This is a genomic window from Pseudoalteromonas fuliginea, from assembly GCF_000690055.1.
In the GTDB taxonomy this organism is placed as follows: domain Bacteria; phylum Pseudomonadota; class Gammaproteobacteria; order Enterobacterales; family Alteromonadaceae; genus Pseudoalteromonas; species Pseudoalteromonas fuliginea.
The window spans coordinates 1-20,553 of record NZ_JJNZ01000059.1; the positions used below are offsets into that span (position 1 = coordinate 1).

The 20,553-nt window shown below is 38.4% G+C and carries 19 protein-coding genes; 10 read left to right on the plus strand and 9 right to left on the minus strand.

Going from position 1 to position 20,553, the window contains the following annotated elements:
* Positions 1-280: transposase (locus DC53_RS05570; protein WP_033031026.1), on the minus strand; the 280-nt coding region annotated here is incomplete at its 3' end.
* A 154-nt stretch (positions 281-434) separates the two neighbouring features.
* Complete coding sequence (locus DC53_RS05565; RefSeq protein WP_033031028.1) at positions 435-1,751, minus strand: tyrosine-type recombinase/integrase; 1,317 nt, start codon at positions 1,749-1,751, stop codon at positions 435-437.
* A 403-nt stretch (positions 1,752-2,154) separates the two neighbouring features.
* Between DC53_RS05565 and DC53_RS05560 the strand changes: the two genes are divergently transcribed.
* From DC53_RS05560 to DC53_RS21405, 4 genes are all read left to right on the plus strand, one after another.
* The gene (locus DC53_RS05560; protein WP_050484156.1) at positions 2,155-2,628 is read left to right on the plus strand and encodes a hypothetical protein; all 474 of its coding nucleotides are present in this window, start codon (positions 2,155-2,157) and stop codon (positions 2,626-2,628) included.
* Complete coding sequence (locus tag DC53_RS21750) at positions 2,618-4,177, plus strand: AAA family ATPase (RefSeq protein ID WP_050484157.1); 1,560 nt, start codon at positions 2,618-2,620, stop codon at positions 4,175-4,177. The genes DC53_RS05560 and DC53_RS21750 overlap by 11 nt, the downstream gene beginning before the upstream one ends.
* Positions 4,164-4,865 carry an HNH endonuclease gene (locus tag DC53_RS0120660; RefSeq protein WP_050484158.1) on the plus strand — a complete coding sequence of 234 codons (702 nt, stop codon included), beginning with the start codon at positions 4,164-4,166 and terminating at the stop codon, positions 4,863-4,865. The genes DC53_RS21750 and DC53_RS0120660 overlap by 14 nt, the downstream gene beginning before the upstream one ends.
* A 639-nt stretch (positions 4,866-5,504) precedes the next feature.
* The gene (locus DC53_RS21405) at positions 5,505-7,103 is read left to right on the plus strand and encodes an EAL domain-containing protein (protein WP_050484159.1); all 1,599 of its coding nucleotides are present in this window, start codon (positions 5,505-5,507) and stop codon (positions 7,101-7,103) included.
* Between the two features lie 69 nt (positions 7,104-7,172).
* Here the strand turns inward: DC53_RS21405 and DC53_RS05555 are convergent, their stop codons facing one another.
* The gene (locus DC53_RS05555) at positions 7,173-7,502 is read right to left on the minus strand and encodes a 5-carboxymethyl-2-hydroxymuconate Delta-isomerase (RefSeq protein WP_007376008.1); all 330 of its coding nucleotides are present in this window, start codon (positions 7,500-7,502) and stop codon (positions 7,173-7,175) included.
* 204 nt (positions 7,503-7,706) lie between these two features.
* Between DC53_RS05555 and DC53_RS05550 the strand changes: the two genes are divergently transcribed.
* The 6 genes from DC53_RS05550 to DC53_RS05525 all read left to right on the plus strand — a co-directional run bounded on the left by DC53_RS05550 (position 7,707) and on the right by DC53_RS05525 (position 12,746).
* Positions 7,707-8,192, plus strand: a complete 486-nt coding sequence (locus DC53_RS05550) for a CreA family protein (protein ID WP_033031030.1) — start codon at positions 7,707-7,709, stop codon at positions 8,190-8,192.
* Between the two features lie 30 nt (positions 8,193-8,222).
* Positions 8,223-8,996, plus strand: coding sequence for a hypothetical protein (locus DC53_RS05545; protein ID WP_033031032.1), 774 nt, complete (start codon positions 8,223-8,225; stop codon positions 8,994-8,996).
* Positions 8,997-9,007: 11 nt separating this feature from the next.
* Entirely contained in the window at positions 9,008-9,646 is a 639-nt protein-coding gene (locus DC53_RS05540; RefSeq protein ID WP_007376011.1) for a LysE family translocator, read from the plus strand.
* A 26-nt stretch (positions 9,647-9,672) separates the two neighbouring features.
* Positions 9,673-10,167 (plus strand): gamma-glutamylcyclotransferase family protein, encoded by a 495-nt coding sequence (locus DC53_RS05535; RefSeq protein WP_033031034.1) that lies wholly within the window; start codon positions 9,673-9,675, stop codon positions 10,165-10,167.
* 15 nt (positions 10,168-10,182) lie between these two features.
* On the plus strand, positions 10,183-11,724 hold the full coding sequence (locus DC53_RS05530; protein ID WP_033031036.1) for a serine hydrolase: 1,542 nt from the start codon (positions 10,183-10,185) through the stop codon (positions 11,722-11,724).
* Positions 11,725-11,828: 104 nt separating this feature from the next.
* Positions 11,829-12,746: a histone deacetylase family protein gene (locus DC53_RS05525; RefSeq protein WP_007376014.1), complete on the plus strand. Its 918-nt coding sequence runs from the start codon at positions 11,829-11,831 to the stop codon at positions 12,744-12,746.
* Positions 12,747-12,759: 13 nt separating this feature from the next.
* Here DC53_RS05525 and DC53_RS05520 read toward each other — a convergent pair whose 3' ends face one another.
* The 6 genes from DC53_RS05520 to purH all read right to left on the minus strand — a co-directional run bounded on the left by DC53_RS05520 (position 12,760) and on the right by purH (position 20,359).
* A complete protein-coding gene (locus DC53_RS05520; RefSeq protein ID WP_007376015.1) occupies positions 12,760-13,053 on the minus strand; it encodes a DUF4144 family protein in 294 nt (97 codons plus the stop codon).
* 6 nt (positions 13,054-13,059) lie between these two features.
* Positions 13,060-13,869, minus strand: a complete 810-nt coding sequence (locus DC53_RS05515) for a DUF2797 domain-containing protein (protein ID WP_008136908.1) — start codon at positions 13,867-13,869, stop codon at positions 13,060-13,062.
* Between the two features lie 22 nt (positions 13,870-13,891).
* On the minus strand, positions 13,892-16,432 hold the full coding sequence (locus tag DC53_RS05510; protein ID WP_033031038.1) for an EAL domain-containing protein: 2,541 nt from the start codon (positions 16,430-16,432) through the stop codon (positions 13,892-13,894).
* 113 nt (positions 16,433-16,545) lie between these two features.
* On the minus strand, positions 16,546-17,829 hold the full coding sequence (gene purD / locus DC53_RS05505) for a phosphoribosylamine--glycine ligase (RefSeq protein WP_033031041.1): 1,284 nt from the start codon (positions 17,827-17,829) through the stop codon (positions 16,546-16,548).
* A gap of 15 nt (positions 17,830-17,844) precedes the next feature.
* Positions 17,845-18,666, minus strand: a complete 822-nt coding sequence (locus DC53_RS05500; RefSeq protein ID WP_007376020.1) for a class I SAM-dependent methyltransferase — start codon at positions 18,664-18,666, stop codon at positions 17,845-17,847.
* Between the two features lie 106 nt (positions 18,667-18,772).
* The gene (gene purH / locus DC53_RS05495; RefSeq protein ID WP_033031043.1) at positions 18,773-20,359 is read right to left on the minus strand and encodes a bifunctional phosphoribosylaminoimidazolecarboxamide formyltransferase/IMP cyclohydrolase; all 1,587 of its coding nucleotides are present in this window, start codon (positions 20,357-20,359) and stop codon (positions 18,773-18,775) included.
* Positions 20,360-20,553 lie beyond the last annotated feature (194 nt).

A 20,553-nucleotide genomic window follows, 5' to 3' on the forward strand; every position in this document is an offset into this window, starting at 1 on the left:
AGAGAGCGGTAGCCTTTTTTAATATATCCTTTTCTAATTCAATGCGTTGGATTTGTTTTTTAAGTTCGCGGATTTCAATTTGTTCGGGCGTCATTGGTGAAGCCAATGGTGACTGACCATTACGTTCTTGCTTTAATTGAGTAACCCATTTACTTACAGTTGATTTACCAACACCCATCGCTTTGGCTGCTTCTTCTTGTGTATAACCTTGGTCAACTACAAGTTGAGCCGTTTCTAATTTGATTGCAGCGGAGTACGTTGCACGATTTAATTTTGTCATTTTTTCACCCAAATTTGTATGCTTATTAGCATAACATTTCTTTCTTAATGGGTGGCCAAATTAACTATGCCACTACATAGCGAGTTTTAGTCAGTGGGCAATTAGCTTGTAATTAGATAGTCTTCACTAAATGCCCTCTGTGAAAGTGCTGTAATTAACTTAATAAAGTGCTCATCAGCTCAACTTTTTGTTCCTTAGTTAAGCTTGCTAACAGACTTTTCATTTCACTCATTTGATCATCAGGTTTTTGCTCAATCAAACCTGCATATTTGGCTATCGTTTCTGTTACTTTTTCTGCGGGCTCTTTAAGCTCCTCAGCGGTTAAAATTAAATAGCCAGCAGTTACATCACTTTTATCTGTAATGTGGTTTAAAAGGCGTTTCAGAAGGTATCCTGATACTCCGCTACTCTCAGCCATCGATGTAAATGTGCGGCGCAAATCATGCGAAGTAATTTTTACTCCTGCAATTTGGCATACATGTTTCAACGTTTTTTTAGGATCAGTGAGGTAGCCCTTTTTACTATCTGTCCCAAACACATAGTCAGATACTTTGTATTCTTTTCGTCGATTAAATATCTCAGCTAATCGATCTGTAATAGGAAACTCGACGTCCAAGCCATTTTTTGTATCTTCTAAAATGAATATCCTATCTTCAAGGTGTACTTGTGACCAAGGAAGTTGCAGTAGCTCAGACCTTCTCAGGCCTGAAAAGGTTAAAAATTCTAGGTAATCACAAAAACCAACGCGAGTATTTTGACGATATTTAGCAGCTTCATTTCTTACTTCATATAATGCATCTACAAAAGGTTTTAGCTGTGAACGGCGCAACCGTCTTGTTTTACGTTTTATATTATTCCAACTACGTTTTTCAGAAAGAGCATCTACAGGGTTTTCTGGAAATAGTGAACGACCTTCTGAAGACTTGTATTCAGCTTTAGCAAAGTTAAATAAAGCACGCATTAGGCGCATGGTATAATTTGCCTGAGCAGGGCTTCTTGAGGTTATTTCTCGCTGGCGCTTTAAAATCATTGTTTGATTAATATCGGCTAGGCGCTTGTTATGCCAATCCGATAGATAGCAATCTATTTTTTGTTGATAACCTCTTTCAGTTATAGGCTTAAGATCTCTAGATTCGATGTATGAATCAAAAGCTTCTTTCAGAGTAATCGAAGCCGCTCTAAACTGGCGCTTAAGGTCATTAGGATTAATACCCTCAGCTATATCTGCCATTACCTTTCTAGCCATTCGCCTTGCATCATCGAGTGCAATTGATGGAAAGTAACCAAGGGTGACATTAATAGGAGTATCTCTCCCTGGTATCTTTTTATAAACTCTAAATGACTTTTTACCAGCTACGCTCACATCTAAAATGAGTCCTGACAATAGATTGTCATAATAACGAGTGCGTTTACCGTTTGATTCTATCTTTTCAAGCGACAACTCTGTGAAGCGAAATTTTGTGTCTGACATATGGTGCTACCTCTGTGCTACTTTGAACGTAAAATTTAACGTTCTGAAATACATAATGATTTATGCATCAGAGATAGGGTTTATTCAATAACCCTATGATATAGCTATGAAAATTAGTAAATAGTTATATCAAAAAGTAACTCGTAGTAAGTCTTTGTTTTGCAACTCATAATCGTTAGGTCCCCAGTTCGAGTCTGGGAGGGGCCACCACTTTTCAAAGCTTTCCAAGTAAATATCGACTAACCGAAATTACCCTGTGCTACTTTAATTGTATTTCGTACGCATTCTCTATTGCAAGTCGTGCCAGCTTAATTTAAATTTTAATATTTTAGAAGTTAAAACCATTGGATTTCATATATCTGTAATCCAATGGTTTTTATACTTAAATGGAAAGGGGCCGATAGTGGATATCTCAAAAGAAATGTCTGAAATTAATCTTTCATATTATGATCTTGGATTATATGAAGAGCTTGTTTTATGTAGTAACTACTTAAAGAACGTTTCTCATATTATAAAATCAGAGCAAAGGTTATGGTCTCCGTTGGTTATTAGGGCCGGTAAGATTCCGCGAGTGTGGTTGACGGCACAAGCTGAAAAGGGAAAGTTTGTAGAAATAGTTAAAGATTCTACCTCTCAGATTTTAGAATCGAATGTTCAATGCTCTGAAAGTGGAATTCAAGTATCGTTAGGGAAGAATGTAATCTTGGAGGCTGGGAATAACGATGGAAAGCATTTGGAGATTTATAAGTTAGATTTACGACCTATTGGTTTAAATGTTTATGGAGATCATAAAGAATTGGTTTTAGGTAATGCAAATTTCAAAAAAGGGACCTTTCAAAATGTATACTCTTTAATGGCGTTATCAGATGAAAATTAAAGAAGTCACTATAAATGGATTTGAGCATAAGTTAATTTGCAATAACTTCGAAGACAATAATAATTACTATACTGTTTTAGTTGGAAAAAATAGTGCAGGAAAAACAGAGTGCTTAATACAAGTAATTGGTTGTTTATTAAGATTACAGCTTAAAAAAAATAACTCTCCTTATATAGATCCTTTAGATGAAATTCTTGAACACGAATTTAAAAGGTATCAAGAAAGTTATGAGTTTGAGACTAAACTAACTTTTTCTGAAAGTACAAACTCCAAGCTTGAGGAAATGGTTAAATTTAAGAAATCTAATAGCGCAAGAATAATTAAAAAGTTTGATGGTAGTGAGGTGACTTTAAATGATGGATATTTTAGACATTCACTTAAAACTTATCCCTTGTTAAACAAAGAGATATATTTAAACATTATTGCGATTTCTGAAAGCCCTTATTCAAAGTTTCCGATTTTAAACTCAGAGTACAAGAACTCATATAGCCTATTTTCACCACAATTACTTAAAAATAAAGATACTGTTACCGTATATGCTGATGATTATGTGCTTCCTCAAACCCAACGTTTAGTTAAGTCAATATTTCATTCAATAGCTTGTAAAACAAAAGTTAATTTAAGAGCGTTATTTGAACTTTTAAAATTTGAATTAAAAATTAAAGTATCAATAGATTTGAAAGATCGCTACGCGAAACATTCAGAGATTGGAGTTTTGAAATTTATAGATGTTAAAGTAGTTCAAAAGCAGGCTGAGGGTGTATTATTTGAAAAAACACCTGCTCAGTTAAGAAAATATTGGGAATACCTAAGCGAAAGGTTTGATTTATCTAGTTTACAGGGTAAGTCGTATACAGAAAGTCATTCGAGTACTTCAATTCTTTTAGATATAATAGGAGATTATGAAGGGTTTGAGGCACTTAACTCTCTAATCGAGTACGAAGTTTTATCAGTTAATAAAATAGCTTTTAAGAATAGTCATAGTGGAGATTATGTTGACTCTACTAGATTGAGTTCCGGTCAATACTGTTTGCTAACTTTATTTTTTTCGATTGCGTCTAAGATAAGCAATGGCTCTCTTATCTTATTGGATGAACCCGAAATTAGTTTACATCCATATTGGCAAGCGCAAATTATTCCTTTATTGAATAGTACGTTTTCAAATTACATAAATTGCCACTTTATTTTGGCTACACATTCGCCTCATATTATTTCTAACCTAAGTAATATAAATTCATCCGTGGTAATTTTTGATAGTAATGACAAAAGCTCTCATACTGTTGAGGGGGGAAAGATATCATCTCAGTCTGTAGATTTTCAATTAGCAGAAGTCTTTGAATATCCAGGCTTTAGAAATGAATATGTTAATAGGGAGTTGATTTCTTACTTGGTTCAAGTAAGTAAAGGTCGGGAAATTACTGATGAAACATATAAGACAATACGGAGAATAGTCGAATTAGAGTCTAAGCTGGACAGTAGTGACCCAATGCTTGAGCTAATATATGCAGTTAAAAAAACTCTAAAGGCAAATCTTAATGAAGGCTGTTAAATATAATAAAGAACAAGAAGCTTTCGTTGATAACTTCAGAAAAAGTCTTAGTTCCCACGATAAAGGAATTTGGGGTTATGACTATGAATTTGAGACCCTCCATGCAAGTGCTAAAACAGATGAATTAAAATCAAAGGCATCAATTATTAGAGAGATAAAGTCATCAATAAAAGAACACTACCTAGTGCAACAGGATTTTAAATGTGCATATTGCAAACAGAAAAATTTAACTCTTAATAAAAAAACATGGGAAACAGAGCATATCGTTGATAAGCATAGTCATGGAATTTTTACATTTGAACCTTTGAACTTATGCATCTCATGCCCTGATTGTAATGGGGCTGATGGTAAAGGTACAAAACAAGTGTTAGTTAAACCATCAAAAGCAAAAAAACCTCGTTACCCCAAAAGTTCAGCTTCTTTTAAAATTATACATCCTCACTTTGACGAATACGATGAACATATAGAAATACAGAATCAAAATGGTAACGTTCTTGTTTTTAAGCCTCTTAGTAAAAAAGGGAGGGAGACTGTCGAGATTTGCGGTTTACTACGTTTTTGTTATAAGTATTCAAACTACAGTACAGAAAATATATCCGATACAGATGAAGTATCAGAGATTGTTAATAAGCTTAAAAGTAACCCAGAGCTTCTTACAGAGGTTTTACGAAGGTATAGTCAAGCCTAAATAGCTTCATTCATTTAAATATATGCTAATGTAATTTCAGCTCTGAAATGGCCAAGCTCTTGCGACACGGTTTCGAGAAAGCCCTAAACCTTTTAGTTCATCCATTCCCTCTTGTGCGTAGCTATGCCTGAGACCATGGTAATCCCGCCATTAGAAAAAAAGAGTTTGCGGCTAGATGCTTTTGAGAATGAGCATTTATGACCACCACCAAGATCGTAGCGTTGCAGATAATTAATTTCCCTGTCACGAACGGTAATAGGCTGTGCTAAGCGCCTTTGTTCTAGTTGTGTAGCCAGTGCGTTAGGTATTAATACATCACGGATTAGGCCACCTTTGCCTTTTACTGTATAAATACTTCTTTCTCGATGTAGTCATTTACTGTCTAGGGCTGGACGGCTATCAGCTTTACGCTCTGACACTTTGGCAATTGTTAATAGCTCATACGCTCTTTGCTATTTTTTAACTGAGAGTTAAATACAATTAAATTTTTAGCCACTATTGATGGAAGTGAAATAATACTGTTTTTAGCAATATTGCTAGTCAAAAGTAAAATTTAAGTGTTTATGTAAATTAATTTATTGTTAGTATTAGGTTATGTTTATTGGAGTTTTGAAAGCCATTCATTCTGGGAATTGTATAGTGCCAAAGTTTCAGTATAAGTTTAAAGCATTCGTTATTGCTACTATTAGCGTATTGCTAGTTATGTTGATTGACTACCCATTAGAGGTTGTTTCTAAAAAAGCTTTTTTGCGCTCTCAAGTAAAGGCTGATTTTAATTGGTTTAAAAGCGATTTAAATAAACAGTTAAAGCAGCTTAATGACTTTTTTGTTGAAAATGACAACCTTACTCCTTCTTGTACCCCAGCAACGTTGTTAGCACTGCGTAAAGCGCACTTTAATATTCAAAATATAGCTGAACTAGGGATTAGAGACCCTAAAGGTAATTTAATTTGTACGAGTTGGCAAAAACTTAAAAAGCCTATGAAAACATCCGGAATTAAACCAACTAAATCTAAACGATTACGCTTTTTTGGGCCTATTGCTGCTAATTTTATTGGTGAAACCGCTTTAATTATCGCTAAAACCAGAAGTGATGGATACGAAATTAATGCATTGCTACCGCAATCGCTGTTAAATCGCCGTATTAATGAACTCGATAGAAATTATACTTATGTTGCTACTGTTGATGCTAGAAAAGGTAAAGTAGTAACAGTGGTTGGGGATTATACTTTACCGATTAACTACCCGCTATTTCCATTAACAAAACCGCTTACTGTAAAAGGTGTCGTATTTGATGATGCAAAAAAACATTTTTTAATTATTGAGCCACTGAAATATTTACCACGCCTTGCCTTAATGATAGCGATTGATGAAAACGTACTATACGAAGATGTGTATTACCCCTCATATAGCCATGTTGCTTTGTATATCATTATTTTTTTGTTGATTTTCATTTTTACTGAGGTGTATCAACAAAACTACCAAAGTAGAAAAAGTGAATTGCGAAATTATTTAAAACAAGGGCGTTTTGTTAATTATTATCAACTCATTTGGGATTCGAATATAAAACAGTTTGCTGGGGCTGAAACATTGGTTCGTTTAAAGCATCCTATTGAAGGTGTTTTAACACCAAATCGTTTTTTACCTGATATCGAAAGCAATCATCTGAATATAAGCCTTACCTATGCTGTAATTAAAAACTTAATAGCAGACTCCGCAGAGTTAATTGGTTGGGATAGCAATATAAAAATAAACATTAATATTACAGGTGAGCATTTAAAGGATGCTTATTTTAAACAGTTAGTTTTTGCGTTAAACGCTGTTATTCCTCACTTGGTTCTGGAGCTGACAGAAAATGAGTTAATTGATTTAGACGATCAAGAAGTCATTCAGACTATGCAAGACTTCAAAGATCAAAATATTCTAATTGCAATTGATGACTTTGGAACTGGTTATGCGGGCTTACAGTACCTCAAGGCATTGCCTTTAGACATATTAAAAATTGATAGAAGTTATGTCAGTGCTATAGGCACTGAGTCACAACTGGCTATTTTGCTTGATGCATTAATTGAGCTTGCTAAAACGATTGGAATTGATGTTGTTGCTGAGGGGGTTGAAACCCAAGAGCAAGCTGATTACCTTTTATCAAAAGGGGTATTTTTACACCAAGGTTGGCTTTATCACAAAGCGAGCCCTGCGAGTCAGATTATTGGTAACCTTGAGAAGCGCATACTTTAAATTTAAAAAAGTTTTGTGCAACAGTAATGCAGCGTCATCGAATGTTTATTCGTTTTCTAAAAATACTTTCTAATTTTTTCGATATACATCATGATCCATATCGTAAATATTGACGCTTAAGCTATCAGAGTCTCTGCAGTAGGTTTTTAAACATGCGAGTAGGTGCTCACTTAACATTTGTTTTTGTTCTACCGTTCGCCCTGCCATTATATGCACTTGAATATGAATAAACCCTTCTTTACCTATACCTAGTTGGTATTGTTGGTATGCAATTGCGCGTGTTTTAATTGTTTCTAAATCAAAAAGTCCGCTTTCAAAAGTACTGTTATGAATTTTCTCTACTAGTACTTGTGGTAAAACAGGGAGGTCTTCTGAGTGTTCAATAATAATATGCGGCATTTAGGCGTTTCCTATTATGAGTTACTGCATTAGCGAGGGTTAATTGTATCAAATACAACAGGGTTCGCTAAACCTAGGGCTATCTAAAATCTTTACTTTAAACTAATTTAGTCGTATTTATTTTTGATGTTAGTATAAAACAAACAGGTGAACCTTTGCTTAGTGACGTAGATGCTAAGTTACCTATTATAGATAAGGATAAGTATGAAATTACCACAAAAATTTAAACGTTTAGCTTTACTTGCAGGTGCGCTAGTTACGTTGAGTGCTTGCTCTGATGATGTTGCGTCGGTAAGCCTTGGGTTATTTACAACTAAAGATGTCGTGGTTAATTCGCAGCAAGATCCGATTATTAAAGGTGTTACGTGCCACATTAGCCATATTGAAGCTGATTTAGACTTTTCTGATCCGTCTGATATGTCAATTGCGTGCCGTCAAACGGGGCCTATTACAGCACAGCAGCTACAAGAAATTGACCGAAGTAAGTCGGGCGAGGTGGTATTTAAATCATCTAAAAGTATTTTATTTAAATCTTTAAAGGTGCGTCGTATTTACGATGCTGAAAACCGCACCTTATTGTATTTATCGTACTCAACGAAAGAATCCAGTGGCAGCCATCATCATGCGCTATCAACAGTGCCGCTATACAATACTCAAGCGTGGGAATGGGCGCTTACACAAAAAAACTAAACTAGCACCTAAAACTTATAAGAGCACCTTATGTTAGCTTTATTTAAATCGGTACCATTATTGGAAGATCAAGAACAGCAATGGCTTATTGATACGTTTATTTGGGCGGTAGAGAATTTTGATGCGGAGTACTTTACTAAGCAAACAAAAATAGTATTGCCGACAGCAGCGTTTTTTCCTGATTCGGTATCAAGTATTGAAGAAATGGCGACTAACGTTTTTACCCGCGTTACTAATTATGCAGGTATGAGCGCGTGGCCTATTCAGTTAGTTGCACCTCAGCAATTGCAGCCTCAGGTTTTTCCACACTTTGAATTTAGCAATGAAATACGTGGAGAAGGCAGCCATTTAATTGTGCCGCCAAGCCATAAGGTCAGCATTTCTTTTAATCCTAATCAGATTAATCAGCCACAAGATTTAGTAGCAAGTTATGCGGGTACTCTGGCCACTATACTTATTCATCACGTTGGGGTGCTACCGCCAGGTGGTAGGGAGTATTTACCACAAGCTGCCGATGCGCTTGCCTGTTTTTTAGGGTTTGGTGTGATGATGAGCAACACGGTGTATCAGTTTAAGGGCGGTTGTGGTTCTTGTTACAACCCATACGCTAACCGTGAAGCTAAGCTAAGTGAAACACATACGGTATTTATGCATGCCCTTATTAGTTACTTTAAAAACGATAAAGTCTCTAAAAAACACTTAAAACCGCATCTGCGTGGTCAGTTTAAAAAAGCACAAAAAGAAATTAAAGCATTGGTAAATAACTCGGCCAACCCGCTGTTATTAGCTTATTCGCCAAACTAGCAAGGACTTGCGTGGAATACTTAGATGAATTTTTACTGATTGTTATTGCTCATTTTTTTGCAGTAGCAAGCCCTGGGCCTGACTTTGCCGTTGTGCTCAAGCAAAGTGTGCAACAAGGTAGGTGCAATGCATTGTGGACAAGCGCCGGTGTTGGCGCTGCTATTTTACTGCACGTTGCCTATTGCGTGTTAGGTGTAGCGCTTATTTTAACGCAATCGCCTAGTTTATTTATGGCGCTTAAGTACCTTGCTGGTGCATATTTAGCGTATTTAGGCGTACAAGCTCTTAGAGCTGCAAAACCGCCTGCAAGTAATGAAGGCGAGGCTGCAAAAAATATTGAAAACAAAGCCGTTCAAGAGGAACCCGTTTGGGTGGCTTTTAGGCGCGGCTTTTTCACCAATGCATTAAACCCAAAAGCCACGTTATTTTTTATGTCGTTATTTACACTCGTGATTAGTCCAACAACACCTACTAGCGTGCAGATCGTTTATGGCGTGTACATGGCACTGGCTACTTGGGTGTGGTTTTCAATGCTTTCAATAATGCTTTCTAGAGATAATGTGAGGGGCTTTTTCCAGCAGCGTGGTTATTGGTTTGACCGTGGAATTGGCGTTATTTTAATTGCCCTTGCAGTACGTGTTGTTATTTAACTTATTTAAAAAGCGCAGGAGATAAAATGCCGTTATATAATTTTTCGTTTGGCTCTAATATGTCATCTAACCGTTTGTTGGCGCGTTTACCGAATGTAAAGCGTGTAGGAACAGCGGTACTTAAAGGTTACGAGCTTACTTTTGATATGTTATTTAAAGATGGCTCAGGTAAGTGCAGTATTTGCCCAAGCAATAAAGAAGATGCGTTGGTTTATGGCGTTATTTATGAGCTTAATGAAGAAGAAAAAACCATTTTAGACAGTATTGAGGGCGCAGGTTACGACTGCGTAGATATAACCCCAACGCTTTTAACGGGTGAGACTGTAGCCGCACATTGTTATATAGCTAATACCCATGACAGCGATGTACTCCCATATGATTGGTACATAAAACACGTTCATCGCGGCGCACTTGAAGCAGGCGTACCAAAAGAATACAGTGATGCAATACTCAATAGGCCGCACAAAAGCGATACCAATAAAGAGCGTGCCGAAATTGAATTTGCAGTTCATCAAAAATAATAAAATAGGATTGATATGAAATTAACCAAATTAGCCGCAATTGCATTACTAGCAAGCACTACGTTTAGTAGCTGGGCACAAGTCGATACCAACAAAATTGACGACGTTATTAAAGCGTCAATGGCACGTTTTGACGTACCAGGTATGGCAGTCGCCATTGTTGAAAACGATAAAGTGATATTTGCTAAAGGCTTTGGTGTAACTAATCTCGATACCAACAAAAAAGTAAACAAAGACACCTTGTTTGGTATTGCTTCAAACACCAAAGCGTTTACAACAGCGGCACTTGCCAAGTTGGTTGATGAAGAGAAGTTGAGCTGGGATGACCGCGTAATTGATCATTTACCAGAGTTTAGATTGTACGACTCGTACGTAACACGCGAAATGCGTATTCGTGATTTATTAAGTCACCGCAGTGGGCTAGGGCTTGGGCAAGGCGATTTAATGATTTGGCCAAGCACGGATAAGCCCGTTGATGAAATTTTAGCGGGATTACAGTATTTAAAACCAGCGAGCAGCTTTCGTAGTAAGTACGCTTATAACAACTTGATGTTTGTTACCGCTGGCGAAGTGGTTGCACGTGTGTCGGGTATGAGCTGGAACGATTACATCGAAAAAAATATATTACAGCCGCTACACATGGACAACTCACGCGCAGGTTTTTCACGCATCCCAAAAAGCAACACTAACTGGGCAACAGGTCATATTCCTATGGATGGCTCACTTCATCCCTTTTTTGTGAACTACCTAGAAGACTTTAGAGGCGCAGGCGCCATCGCTTCAAGTGTAAGCGATATGAGTCAATGGCTTCGTACGCAATTAGCGGGCGGTAAAATGCCTAATGGCGAGCAGCTGTTTAGCGAAAAGCAACAAGCGCAAATGTGGCACCCACATATTACGTCTATGGCATCTAAAAGCGCGTTTGAGTCGTACCATCAGCAATTTAGAGGGTATGGGCTAGGTTGGAGCATTGAAGACTACCACGGCTTTAAAAAGTTAGGTCACGGCGGTGGTATTTTAGGTATGGTATCGCAAGTTACTTTATTGCCTGAGAAAAAACTCGGTATTGTTATTTTATCTAACCAACAAGCTTTTGGTGCGCTTTCGGCAGTAACCCATGAAGTACTTGAAGATGCGCTTGAACTTGAAGATAAAGACTGGGTAGAAGATCTAGCTAAAAAACATTTTGAAGGCAAGCAACTCGCGTACGCTAATGCAAAACCAGAAGCACCTGCTGACTACCAGCCACAATTACCAAATATTAATTACACCGGTACATTGCACGATGACTGGTACGGCGATGTGATTATTGAGCAGCTCGATAGCAAATTACACATTGATTTTACGCATACTAAACGTTTAAAAGGCACACTTGAGCACTACACTGGCAATACATTTATTGTTAAGTGGGATGAAAAGCTACTTGAAGCAGATGCGTTTATTACCTTTGATATGGATGTTAGTAATCGTGTAAACAGCGCTAAAATGCGTGCAGTATCAACACAAGTGACCGACTTTAGCTTTGATTTTAGAAACCTGCATTTAAAAGCAAAGTAGTTAATAGTTTTGATATTTAAAGTGTTGATATACACCAAAGTCGCAAAGCCACCAGCCGGTGGCTTTGTTATATTAAGCTTTTACACCTTGTAAGGGACTTTTTTATGCGTACAGCAGTTATTTCTCATCCTCATTGCCGTAAGCATAAAATGATAGACGACCATCCTGAGTGCCCAGAGCGCTTAGATGCAATTACCGACAGATTATTAGCCAGCGGTGTAGATGTTGGCTTAACACACCTGCAAGCACCTAAGGCCGAGCGTGAGCATTATTTACTTGCTCACGATGAAGCTTTAGTTAAACACGTAGAAACTACACTACCAACGGAAGGACTCGCTAATTTAGATGGCGATACTTGGCTGTGCCCCGATTCGTTTAAAGCGATTGAGCGTGCAGTAGGTGCAGGATTGTTAGCTGTTGATGAAATACTTGCCGATAAACTCGATGCTGCTTTTTGCTCAGTACGTCCGCCAGGACACCATGCGAATAAGGATTCATCATCTGGGTTTTGTGTGTTTAATAACTTAGCTATTGCCGTTAAGTACGCACAAAGCAAAGGGGTTAAACGCATTGCTATTGCGGATTTTGATGTACACCATGGTAATGGCACACAAGACATTTTTATTGATGACGAAAATGTACTGCTTTGTTCGTTATTTCAGTATCCGTTTTACCCAAATACAGCAGTTAAAAATAATAGCCATATAGTTAATTCCCCTCTGCCAATTGCTAGTAATGGCGACGACCTAAAAGAGGTGTTTACTGGGCAATGGTTACCAAAATTAAAAGCGTTTAAGCCTGAATTACTTTTTATAAGCGCAGGGTTTGATGCACACCTAGAAGATGATATGGCAAGCTTAAAGTTTGTTGAAAGTGACTACATTTGGCTCACCGAGCAGCTATGCAGTGTGGCAAAGGAGGGCGGTTGCAAAGGGGTTATTTCGTATTTAGAAGGTGGCTATGCGCTATCAGCGTTAGGTCGTAGTGCTGTAGCGCATATAAAAGTGCTTACTGAGGTTTAAATAATAAGAGTGTTTATAGCCCTAGTAAATCAAACGCCTGCGCTGTGCTTAGGGTTTTTATTTTACCAAGGCAACATTGTCCTTCATTTAATAAGTAAGCTGTAACAAGCTGTGCTAGCTGCTCGCCACTCAATTCAGGGCAAACAGTGCCTTGTAAATTAAGGTAGTCACCTTGCTTATTAAGTACTCGCACGTCGCTTAGCTCACTTTGCATAACGCTGTGTAAGCACTCTTGTTGCTCTTTTTGGTTTTGAGCTATCTCAAGCTCATTATAAATAACCAATAACTGTGGGTAGCTGTTTAACATAGCCCGTTAGCCTACGGTTACTTCATAAGACGTAAATTTACGAATATTAATAACGCCTTTTTCAAAGATTAGGTACTGACCTTTAATACCTTGTAAAACACCACTTACAACAGGGTCTTTATCAAAGTTAAATGAGCTGATTTTTGTTGGGTATTCGGTTACTGGAAAATCTAAATCAACCACATCTTCGTCAAGTTGCTCTATTGCTGTTGCGCCAAATAACTCACTTAGCTCGTTTAGTTTTTCGCTAATTTGTGGAATTAACTCAGCCGCTGCTGCTTTTAAATCAAGTGCGTCGTTTTGGCCTTTTAACATATTGCGCCAATTGGTTTTATCGGCAATAAATTCAGCCAAAGCAACTTCCACTAAACCCGATTGCAGGCGAGTTTGCACTTTAAAAATAGGTAATGCCTGAGTAGCGCCTTGATCCACCCAACGAGTCGGTATTTGTGTGTGGCGGGTAATACCTACTTTTAATCCAGAAGTGTTAGCGAGATACACATAGTGTGGGATCATGCAATTTTCTTCGCCCCACTGTGGCTCTCGGCAAGTGCCTTGATCGTAGTGGCAAGTTTCTGGTTTCATAATACACATGTCGCAACTAGCGAGCTTGCGCATGCATACAAAACAGTGACCTTGAGAATAGCTTTTTTTGGTTTTTTTACCGCAGTTAGAACATAAAATAGTGCCACTAAAGGTGAGCGTAAGCTCCTTACCTATAAATGCATTTAAGTCTACTAAGTGCTCACCTACAGGTAAGTGATATTGTACTGGTTCGGTTAAACTCGATTTTAGTTTACGCAGTGTGCCTTGCATCTTTACTTGGCCCCTAAAGATGTTAAAAAGAGGAGTCTAACATTTTTAAGCTATATTGGCTTTTTAAGAAGTGTAAATAGTCGGTGTAAGGCAGTGCTTTTGCGTATAAATAACCTTGGGCAGAATCAGCATTCATGTCTTTAAGTAAGTGATGAATCTCCTGAGTTTCTACCCCCTCAATTGTTATTGATAAATTAAGGTTGTGCGCCATATCAATGGCTGTTTGTACAATAACTTGATGAGTGGGGTTATTAGGTAAATCAAAAACAAACGACTTATCTATTTTTAGTTCACTAAAATGGTAGTTAACTAAGTAGTTAAGTGATGCGTAACCTGTACCAAAGTCGTCTAAAACAACGTTAATGTCTAATGCCGATAATTCATCAACTAATTTAATGAGTGCATCTTGACTCTCTACAAAAGCTGATTCGGTTAGTTCAAACTTAAGTAAACGAGCCGGTACTTGGTATTTAATGAGTATATTTTCTACTTTTTCAGCTAAGTTATTTATGGTCAAGTTTTTAGCGCTGAGGTTGACGCTAATAGTATGATTGATGTAACCATTTTTTGTTAGTTCGGCAATATCTTTACACGCTTGTTCAATGACCCACAGTGTTAGTTCGTTAATAATACCTGTATGTTCAGCAAGAATTACTAACTCTTCAATCGGTAAATTATTAAAGGTTGGATCGGGCCAGCGTAGTAAAGCTTCTGCGCCAATTACTTGGTTATTTAATAAATTTATTTGTGGCTGGTAATAGAGTGTAAGTTGATTTGTTTTTATGGCTTTTTGTAGCTTTGCAGCTAAGGAAACGTCCATCATTTGGTTATTCACGTTTGATGATAACCCTACTTGATTAACACTACTTTTTGCTTTTTTAAGTGCTAAATATCCACGTTTTAACCAATACTCAAAGTCGTTAGTTTTACCCGCACAGCTAATGCCAATACTGTAATTAAGTTGCAGGTTTAGCCCTTTTATTTCGTATTGTTTTGGTAAGTTGCTAATTACTTTGGTGAGAAGTGCTTCTAGCATTTCTTGGTTTTGTGTTTTAGTCGAAATACAGGCAAATACGCCGCTATTGAGATCGGCTAATCGAGGGATGGTGTTTAAGTTAGTATCAAGATTTATAAATTCGCGCTCGTGGCTCAATTCTAACTCTAATTCTCTCGCTATATGTTTTATAAGTGCATAGCCTTGAGAAGGGGTAATTATAGTATTAAGAGAGTTAAAGTGGCGTATTTTAATCAAACACAAAGTTGTTGAGCGGTTTTTTGCTTGTAACTCCATAAAGGTTTGCTTGAGCTTAGCACTATTAAGAAGCTTTGTTTGTTGAGTGTGCGTAGCGTGATATAAAGCACGTTCACGCTGATACCTAACTCGGTCTGCTAATGCCATTGCCATTAATATTACTTCGCATAGTATAGCCATTAAAAAGGCGTGGCGTGTGGTAAAGCTATAAGGTAAAAGGCCAGTCAGTTCCATAGGTTGAATTGCCGCGCCAAAAATTAGTGGCACCCATGAAAAAACATAAAATTTAGCCCATCTAAAACCACTACGTAATTTGTTATAAATTAAAATAATACACGCTATATAAAGTAGGCTCATCACTCCAAAAAAAATAGGTGCTGCTATATTTTCAGGGATAAAAAGGCTGCTTACAGCAAGAACAAACATAAGCTTAAGTAGCGCTGTACTCATTTTATAGCGCCAGCATTTTTCTTTGTGGTAACGTAAAAACATAATACAGAAGGAGAGGGTAAAAAAAGCAACGCCGTAATTACCAAGTACTATTTTTTCGTGAATAAATAATTGCCATTCCATTGGCCATAAATAAAAGCCAAAACCTAATACCGCTCCCATTAGTATAATAGCGCTAATAATGTAGCCAATATAAATTAAGTAAACTCGGTCTTTTATACCAAAATAAAGAACAAGATTGTACAGTGCAGCCATTAGCAATACGCCAACAAAAATCCCCCAAATCCCTGTTTGCGAACGCACTAAGTCAATAAACTCTTTATCACGATATAAATTTACAGGTGTTTTACTTATACCTATCGTATCTATTTTCATTACGAGTCGTTGTGAGGACTTACTTTCGAGCGAAAAGCGGATATGCGGCACACTGTATTGAAATAAAGTAAGTGCTTGTTCTTTATCTCCGAGCTTATAAGTATCAATTAATTGGTTGTTTTTATTGAGTCGAAAAATAGTTAGGTGATCAACCATGGGGTTATCAAAATGGGCAACAACGTTTTCTTTTTTGAAGCTCTTATTTTCTAAATCGAGAAACAGCCAATAATTTTGTTGAGTAAAACTCCACGGTATTTCCGAAAATTTTTGATGAGAGAGTAACTGCGGCTGGGTTATAACATCGTCAAAAGTAAGGCTCTTAGTTTCATCAATATAGTACGCGTAATCAAGATATACGGGCGCGGTTTTATCAATTGTATATCGTGTAGGCACGACGAGGTTTGATGCCAGTGTACTTATAATAAAAAATATAAGTACTAGTATGGCAACAGCAATTGCATGATAACGTAAAGTTCTTAGTTCCAACGTTTGCGTACTTTTAAAAAAACTTTTAATTAGTGTAGCACTAAAAAAGCGCAGAGAGACTGCGCTTTTGTAGTTAAATTAACTGGTTATACCAATAAACTGGTATTATAAGCCTATTGCTCGCGTGCAATAGCACGATAAGCAATATCTGTACGATATTCCATACCATTCCAGCTAATTTGTTTAACAAGCTCATAGGCGCGTTGCTGCGCTTGCGTAACAGTATTACCAAGTGCTGTTGCGCATAATACGCGACCGCCTGCGGTTACAACGTCATTGCCATCTTGCTTAGTACCCGCATGAAACACTTTTTCACCCGCAGGGTAATCAACTTTTAGCCCCGAAATAGCATCGCCTTTAGGGTAATCGCCAGGGTAACCTTTAGCGGCAAGTACAACACCAACAGCTGCACGTGGGTCAAACTTAATTGTTGTTTTATCAAGTTCAACACGGTTAGCGGCTTCAATTAATTCAACTAGGTCTGATTGCAAACGTAGCATCATTGGTTGAGTTTCAGGGTCGCCAAAGCGACAGTTGTACTCAATGACTTTAGGGGTGCCTGTTTCGTCAATCATTAAACCTGCGTATAAAAAGCCTGTGTATGGATGGCCTTCGCTTGCCATGCCTTCTACCGTAGGGTAGATCACTTCGTTCATAATACGCTGGTGGATTTCATCAGTAACAACTGGCGCAGGTGAGTATGCACCCATGCCACCCGTATTAGGACCCGCATCGCCATTGTAAGCGCGTTTATGGTCCTGACTGGTAGCAAATGGTAATACATTTTTACCATCAACCATTACGATGAAAGACGCTTCTTCACCGTCTAAAAATTCTTCAATAACAACACGACTTCCCGCATCGCCAAAAGCATTACCCGCAAGCATATCGCGAATAGCTTCTTCGGCATCGGCCTCCGTCATGGCTACAATTACGCCTTTACCCGCAGCTAAACCATCTGCTTTTACAACAATTGGTGCGCCTTTCTCTTTTAAATAAGCAAGGGCAGGCTCAATCTGTTCAAACGTTTGGTAGTCGCCCGTTGGGATTTTATGACGTGCTAAAAAGTCTTTAGTAAACGATTTAGAACCTTCAAGCTGAGCTGCGCCCGCCGTTGGTCCAAAAATAGCCATGTTATGTTCACGAAACTTATCAACAACACCCAGTACTAACGGTATTTCAGGACCTACAATAGTAAGCTCTACCTTATTTTGCTGTGCAAAATTAAGTAAACCATCTAAGTCGTCAACGTTTATTGCTACGTTTTCAAGTTTTGGTTCAAGTGCAGTACCTGCATTACCAGGGGCTACAAATACAGTATTTACTTTGGTGTTTTGAGCGGCTTTAAACGCAAGTGCGTGTTCGCGGCCGCCGCTGCCAATGACTAAAACATTCATGGCGAAAATTCCTATTTAAAGCGGTTTCTTAAATTTCAGCGTCATGCGGTCGCTTTCACCAATGGCTTTATATTTATCAGCATCTTGTTCGCCGAGTCTTAAGCTTGGTGGTAGCGTCCATACACCTTTAGGGTGATCGGCTGTATCTTTTGGATTTGCATTTATTTCACTGCTTGCTACTAATTCAAACCCTGCTTGTTTAGCAAGGTCTACTACGTAGCTCTGCTTCATATAACCTGATGTTTTTTGATCTTCGTCAGCACGTTCTTCAGCTAAACGGTGTTCAACTAAACCTAATGTACCACCTGGTTTAAGGGCTTTATAAAAAGCTTGGAATGCACTTAATGCACCGCTTTTATCTTTGCCCATGTACCAGTTATGTACATTACGAAATGTTAAAACCATATCGGCACTGCCAGCTGGCGCAATATCTAAATGTGTTACAGGTGCAAACTCAGTAATTTTAACGCTACTAAAGCGCTTATCTTCAGCTACTTTTTGTTTAAAGCCCGCAAGAGAGCGTTGGTAGTAGCCAACTGATGAATCAGCAGGAAAGTGCGCGGCATAATAAGTGCCTTGCTCTTTTAGTGCTGGCGCTAAAATTTCACTATACCAACCACCGCCGGGCGCAATTTCAACAACTGTCATAGTTGGTTTAAAGCCAAAAAATGCCAGTGTTTGAGCCGGGTGACGATATTCGTCACGAACGCTGTTTTTAGCACTGCGTTCGCTTGATTGAAGTGCATGTTCAAGGCTCGATTCGTGGTTATGGCTAAGCGCCATAGTCGATGTCATCGTTAGTGTGGCTACAAGTAGCGATTTTAGCGCAAATTTCATTGTTTGTTCCTTCACATTATAATTTTAAATAGGTTATTGAATAATCAGAATACGTGAATTTATAGCAAACAAAAAGGGTTAAACCAACGTTTAACCCTTTGTGTGATTAGTGGCGGAAATGGCGCATACCAGTTAGTACCATTGCCATGCCAGCTTCATCAGCAGCTGCAATCACTTCTTCATCACGCATTGAGCCACCAGGCTGAATTACCGCAGTAATGCCAGCGGCTGCGGCTGCGTCAATGCCATCACGGAATGGGAAGAACGCATCAGACGCCATAACTGAACCTTTAACTTCAAGGTTTTCGTCTGCAGCTTTTATGCCTGCAATTTTAGCTGAGTATACGCGGCTCATTTGGCCTGCGCCTACGCCAATAGTCATACCGTCACGGGCATAAACAATTGCGTTTGATTTAACAAACTTAGCTACTTTCCAGCAAAACAGTAAATCTTTAAGTTCTTGCTCTGTAGGTTGGCGTTTAGAAACAACTTTTAAGTCGCCTTGCGTTACCATGCCTAAATCGCGGTCTTGAACTAAAATACCGCCGTTAACGCGTTTAATATCTTGGCCAGCGGCTTTGCCTGTCCACTGTCCACATTCTAATAAACGAACGTTCTTTTTAGCTTCAACAATTTTTGCAGCGTCGCTCGAAATACTAGGTGCGATAATTACTTCAACAAACTGACGATCAACAATTGCTTGTGCCGTTGCTGCATCTAGCTCTCGGTTAAAGGCAATAATGCCACCAAATGCTGATGTAGGGTCTGTTTTAAAAGCGCGCTCGTATGCTTGTAGAATATCGTCCCCAATTGAAACACCACACGGGTTAGCATGTTTTACAATTACGCACGCAGGTACGTCAAATTCTTTAACACATTCAAGTGCTGCATCGGTATCTGCAATGTTGTTAAACGAAAGGGCCTTACCTTGCAATTGAGTTGCTGTTGCAACTGATGCTTCAGCAATGTCACTTTCAACATAAAAAGCAGCATCTTGATGTGAGTTTTCACCGTAACGCATATCTTGCTTTTTAGTGAACTGCATATTGATAGTACGTGGGAATTTAGTCTCTACAGCAGCTTCCTCGGTGTAATCAGGAACCATTTTACCGAAGTAGTTAGCAATCATGCCATCGTATGCGGCAGTGTGCTCGTAAGCAGCAATCGCTAAGTCAAAACGTGTTTTATACGTAGTAGAGCCATTGTTGTTTTGCATTTCGCTAATAACACGGTCGTAGTCGCTCGCGTTTACCACGATTGTTACGTCTTTGTGGTTTTTAGCGGCTGCACGAACCATTGTAGGGCCGCCAATATCAATATTTTCAATAGCATCTTCAAGGCTGCAGTTTTCTTGAGCGACTGTATTCGCAAAGGGGTATAAGTTAACTACAACTATGTCGATAGCAGAAATGTTGTTATCTGCCATTACGCTTTCATCTTGTCCGCGACGGGCTAATATGCCGCCGTGAATTTTTGGGTGAAGAGTTTTTACGCGACCATCCATGATTTCAGGGTGGCCTGTGTGATCTGATACTTCAGTCACTTTTATGCCGTTATCAGCAAGTAGTTTACATGTGCCGCCAGTTGATAATATATCAACGCCTTGCGCTTCTAGTGCGCGGGCAAATTCAACAATACCGGTTTTATCAGACACACTTAATAGTGCGCGACGAATGGGACGATGAGTATCCATTGTAGTTTGATTTCCTCAGTTAATGAGCTAGCTTAGAAGCGGGCATTTTAACTGATTACAACTCAAAAAACGACTTATAAAGCGCCGATGAGGGTGAGCATTTTGCAATTTGGTTAATAAGTTGTAGGCATAAAAAAAGCACCCGAGGGTGCTTTTTTTGCATAATACCAGTTGTATTGGATTAGTAAGTAGTT